Source organism: Muricoccus roseus, assembly GCF_900141905.1.
GTDB classification, from domain to species: domain Bacteria; phylum Pseudomonadota; class Alphaproteobacteria; order Acetobacterales; family Acetobacteraceae; genus Roseomonas; species Roseomonas rosea.
Map to the genome: position 1 here is coordinate 1 of NZ_FQZF01000070.1, position 4,812 is coordinate 4,812.

5 protein-coding genes and 1 rRNA gene are annotated in these 4,812 nt (G+C 69.3%); 2 read left to right on the forward strand and 4 right to left on the reverse strand.

Annotated elements, in window-relative coordinates; all coding sequences use genetic code 11:
* The 3 genes from BUB97_RS25255 to BUB97_RS25265 all read right to left on the reverse strand — a co-directional run.
* Window positions 1–338: ribosomal RNA gene (locus BUB97_RS25255) — 16S ribosomal RNA — on the reverse strand; the annotation flags it as partial.
* 504 nt (window positions 339–842) lie between these two features.
* Window positions 843–1,829, reverse strand: coding sequence for a Bug family tripartite tricarboxylate transporter substrate binding protein (locus BUB97_RS25260; protein ID WP_086062564.1), 987 nt, complete (start codon window positions 1,827–1,829; stop codon window positions 843–845).
* A gap of 112 nt (window positions 1,830–1,941) precedes the next feature.
* Complete coding sequence (locus tag BUB97_RS25265; protein WP_073140697.1) at window positions 1,942–2,829, reverse strand: LysR substrate-binding domain-containing protein; 888 nt, start codon at window positions 2,827–2,829, stop codon at window positions 1,942–1,944.
* A 107-nt stretch (window positions 2,830–2,936) separates the two neighbouring features.
* Between BUB97_RS25265 and BUB97_RS25270 the strand changes: the two genes are divergently transcribed.
* Entirely contained in the window at window positions 2,937–3,170 is a 234-nt protein-coding gene (locus BUB97_RS25270; RefSeq protein ID WP_073140689.1) for a DUF1127 domain-containing protein, read from the forward strand.
* Between the two features lie 31 nt (window positions 3,171–3,201).
* Here the strand turns inward: BUB97_RS25270 and BUB97_RS25275 are convergent, their stop codons facing one another.
* Window positions 3,202–3,915, reverse strand: a complete 714-nt coding sequence (locus BUB97_RS25275) for a serine protease family protein (RefSeq protein WP_073140691.1) — start codon at window positions 3,913–3,915, stop codon at window positions 3,202–3,204.
* Window positions 3,916–4,167: 252 nt separating this feature from the next.
* Between BUB97_RS25275 and BUB97_RS25280 the strand changes: the two genes are divergently transcribed.
* The coding region (locus tag BUB97_RS25280; RefSeq protein WP_175562749.1) for an ImuA family protein at window positions 4,168–4,812 on the forward strand (645 nt) is incomplete at its 3' end.

The window sequence follows — 4,812 nt, forward strand, 5'->3', positions numbered from 1 at the left end:
CAATATTCCCCACTGCTGCCTCCCGTAGGAGTCTGGGCCGTGTCTCAGTCCCAGTGTGGCTGGTCGTCCTCTCAGACCAGCTATCGATCGTAGCCTTGGTAGGCCATTACCCCACCAACAAGCTAATCGAACGCAGGCCACTCCAAAGGCGCCCGAAGGCTTTCGGCCTCAGCCGATATGCGGTATTAGCCCCAGTTTCCCAGGGTTGTCCCCCACCTCATGGACATGTTCCTACGCGTTACTCACCCGTCCGCCACTGACATTGCTGCCCGTGCGACTTGCATGTGTTAAGCATGCCGCCAGCGTTCGCTCTGAGCCAGGATCAAACTCTCAAGTTCATCCATGCTTCAGCCCCAAAGGACTTCCACACTTCCGAGGGACCCTAACCAAAACTCCACTCGCTCACTTCTACTACCCGTAACCCACGCCCACGCAATCAGATCAGAACACGCAGCACTGGCCACGCATCCCTCCCCCATCAACGTCCAGCCCTAAGCCGTCCAGCCCATCACAGACCAAACCACCCAAGACCAAGGCAAGAGCCACAAATCTCTTCTCGTCTTCAGGAAATCAGATATGATTTTCAAGGAACGAACCCTTGGAGGCGAGAAGCGTCACCGGGCAGCTCTTCTGAGCCACCTGATGACCGACCCTGCATCCGAGGGAGGAGCCGGTGGGGCGGAGCGTTTCAGGCGCTTCGTCCGTCGGCGTGGGCGGCTTATATGGGCGCTCCGGCGGGCCGTCAAACCCCTTTTCGGTCGGTTTCATGACTTTCCGCAGGCATCACGAAGCCTCTGCCCCGGAGGCAGCGGAAAGGGCGCCTGCCGGCGCCCTTCCCTTCTTCAGCCGTCGGCCCGGATGTCGGCGCTCCGGATCACGCCGCCCCATTTGTCGATCTCCGTCGCCAGGAACCGCCGCGCCTCCTCGGGGGTGGAGGCGACCACATCCGCCCCCTGCTCCTCGATCTTCTGGCGCACTTCCGGGTCCTGCACGGCCTGCCGGATGGCTGCGCTCATGCGGGCCAGGATCGGCTCGGGCGTCCCAGCCCGCCCCATCAGCATCCACCAGGTCGGGGCCTCGAAGTCGCCCACCCCCTGCTCGGCGAAGGACTTCGTCCCCGGCACGTGGCGCGAGGCCGTCCGGGTGGTCACACCCAGCGGCCTCAGGATGCCGTTCTTGATGTGCTGGCTGATGATGACGACGTTCGACATGAACAGAGGCACATGCCCCGCCACCGCGTCCGACACGGCCGGCCCGCCGCCGCGATAGGGCACATGGGTGATGCGGAAGTCACCCTTCTGCTGCAGTAGCGTGGTGCTCACATGCGCCAGCCCGCCGACGCCGGAGGTGGCGTAGTTGATCGTGTCCGGCGCCTTCTTCGCGGCGTCCACGACGTCCTGGTAGGTGCGATAGGGGGTGGACTGGTGCGCGACCAGCGCCAACGGGCCTGTCGCGACGAGGCAGGTGGGCGTGAAGGCTTCCAACGCCTTGTAGGGCAGGCGCATCACCGTCTGGTTCGTCGCCTCGGTGTCATAGGCCAGAAGCCAGGTATATCCGTCGGGCGCCGCGCGCGCGGCCTCCCCCGCGCCGATCGAACCTGAGGCGCCGCCACGGTTATCGATCACCACGGGGCGGCCCAGTATCTCGGCGAGCCGGGGCTGGAAGATCCGCGCCACCGCATCGGTGGAGCCGCCTGGCGGCCAGGGAACGATGAGGCGGATGGGCCGCTCCGGCCAGGCGCCTTGCGCCCGCAGGACCGAGGGCATGGCAAGGCCAGCAGCGGTTGCCACGATCAGCCCACGCCGGCCCATGTTCGGGCTTCGGATCATGCTGTGCTCCTTGAACGTCTCTCCGCCCTGTTCCCGGGCGTCCGGGCGCAGCTTCGACTCTGGGCGCATGGGGCGCAACCCATTCCGGTTGCGCCCCATGCGCCCCCTCCCCTCACGCGGCGCGCGCGCTGAAGCCGGACTGCTCGCCGAAGCCGGCGCGGATATGGTCCGCCAGCGCCGCCGCCGCGGCACCGGGATGCTGCAGCAGCGCGATCTCCAGCTCCGGCAGATCCGGCATTCCATCCTCCGGGCTGAGCAGGCGCAGCCCGGCCGGCAGGGCCACGGAGAGGCCTACCGTCACCCCCAGCCCGGCCAGCACGACCGCATGGGTGCCGGTCTGGGATGCGGAGGAATAGGCCATGCGCCACGGCATCCCCGCCTTTCCCAACGCATTCGTCGCTGCCACCCGCCAGGTGCAGCCGGTATGGCAGAGCACCAGGGGCAGCGGCCGCACCAGATGCATCGGCCGCGCGGCCGGCCCCACCCAGCGCAGCGGACCGCGCCAGAGCGTCTCCGCCTGCACGCCCGGCGCCTCGTTGCCCGCGGAGAACAGGGTGAGGTCGAGCTCGCCCTTGTCGAAGCAATGCAGCAGCGCGGTGGAGGGAAGGCAGACCACCTCCACCTCGGCGGCGGGATGCGCCTCGGCGAAGCGGGCCAGGATCGGCGGCAGCCAGAGCAGGGCGTAATCATCCGGGCAGCCCAGCCGCACATGGCCCGAGATCTCGGGGGAGCGGAAGTTGGTCACGATCTCGTCATGCATGGCGAGCAGGCGCCGCGCCCGGTCGAGCAGCCAGACCCCGTGGGGGGTAGGTGACAGGCCCTTGGGGCCGCGGAGCAGGAGGGGCTGGCCCAGCGCCTCCTCCAGCCGCCGCATCTGCATGGAAACCGCGGATTGCGTGCGCCCCACACGCGCCGCCGCGCGGGTCACGCTGCCGCCTTCGGCCACCAGCACGAAGGAGCGCAGCAGGTCGGGATCGAGGCCGGCAGGGATGCTGATCATGACGACATCAGCATCGCTGATGCCGAAATTCAAAACAACTCGTTTCCCTTATGACGATGCCGGGCCGATCCTCTCCTTGCGACATCCAGCAGAAGAGGATCGCATCCATGTCCGGTCACGTCGTTTCCAGCAGCGCCCTCGCCCGGGGGGCCACCTTTGTCACCCGTCGCGTCCCGGCCCAGGGCTGGCTGGCGATGGTCGCTCGCATGGCCCGCGCGATCGAGGAACGCCGTATCCTGGCCACGCTCGATGACCGGATGCTGGCCGATATCGGCATCAACCGGCTGGAGGCGGAACGCGAGACCGCGCGGGTTCCCTGGGACCTCGAGCGGCGTGGCTGAACCTCGCTCGGCCGCAGGTCCGACGGCACCGCTAAGCCGTGCGGCCGAGCCGTGAGGCCTCCTCCATCACCTCATGGATGGAGAGGATGAAGACCCGGCGGTTTCGCCCTCCGGCGAGGCCGTCGAGGTCCATACCGGCGAGCAGGGCCAGGGCATTCGCTCCCCCGCCATCGGGCAGCGCCGCCACTAGCCCGCGCAGATGACCATCCGCCCCCACCACGGGCCCGCCCGAATAGCCCATCAGCGCCGGCAGGCGGGCCGTGAAGCCGCGGCCGAAGCGCGGCAGGATGGCATCGGGAATTTCCACCGCCCCGGCCGCAACACCGGGACCGACCCCCGGCATCCCGGCCGCCCAGACCGGGTCGCCCGCCATCACCGCACGCCCACAGGGCTTGGCGGGGGCGAGAAGCCCCTCCTCGTCGCCCAGGATCGATAGGTCCATGCGCGGGCTGCTCGCCAGCACCCGAACGCGCCGGGCGGGCGCGCCATCGCCCCGCCGCAGCCAGACCGCCTGAGCCCCGCGCGGCAGGGCATGGGTGGTGCAAGCCACCCGCCCCGGCGCCACGGCCACCGCCGAGCCGAGCAGCGGCCCCGGCACGCCCGGCCCATCCGCATGCAGCGCCGCGAAGCCGGAGCAGACCAGCGTGCCGATGGGCGTGCCCGCGGCTTCCGGGGCCGGAAGCCCGGAGCAGGCGGAAAGGGCGGACATCGGCAGAAGGGCCAGTAGGCCACGACGGGGGATCATCGGGGGCACCTCTCCTTGCCGGCTTCACATCCTGCGGCCCGAGGCTGCGCCTGCATGCATTCGGCACTTACGGGACCACATGGTCTTGGAGAGTGCGGCCCAATCCAGAACATAGTATGAACAAGCATGCCCCCTGATTCGCCTTTCCGACCCCGCGCCGGTGCCGCTCCTGGCCCGTTTCCGAAGGCCCCGGAAGAGGATTGTCACGCCACCGGAAAAATCGGCGAGTCGATGCAAATGAGCTCGGACGGGATGGACCGGCATGCCGTCATGGCCGCCTTGCGGGCCCGAGTCGCCCGAATTGAGAGGGCCGGGCTGGAGGAGCGGGAGGAGCCCCCCGCCATCCCCCTCTGCCCCGAGATGGACCGCCACCTGCCCGGCGGCGGGCTGCCCCGCGCCGCATTGCATGAAATCCTCTCCGATGGCGCAGGGGCGGCGGCGGGCTTCGCGGCCCTGCTGATGGCGCGCTCCGGCGGCACGGTGTTCTGGATCGCGCGCGAGCCCGATCCCTGGCCCCCAGGGCTGATGGGCTTCGGCCTCCCTCCCTCCCGCCTCATCGTCGCCCAACCCGCCAACCACCAGGACGCGCTCTGGGCCACCGAGGAAGCGCTGCGCTGCTCCGCCATCTCGGCCGTGCTGCTGGTGGGGGAAAAGCCCGATGGCACCGCCATGCGCCGCCTGCAGCTGGCGGCGGAAACCGGCGGCGGGATCGGGCTGCTGCTGCGGGATTCCGAGGAAGATGAGGGCCCGTCCCTGGCCACCACGCGCTGGCGCGTGACCGGGCGCGCCGGCGGCTCGATGCATGACCTGGGCGACCCGCAATGGACGCTGGACCTGCTGCGCTGCCGCGCCGGCCGCCCCCGCAGCTGGCACGTCACCTGGCGCGCGGGAATGGAA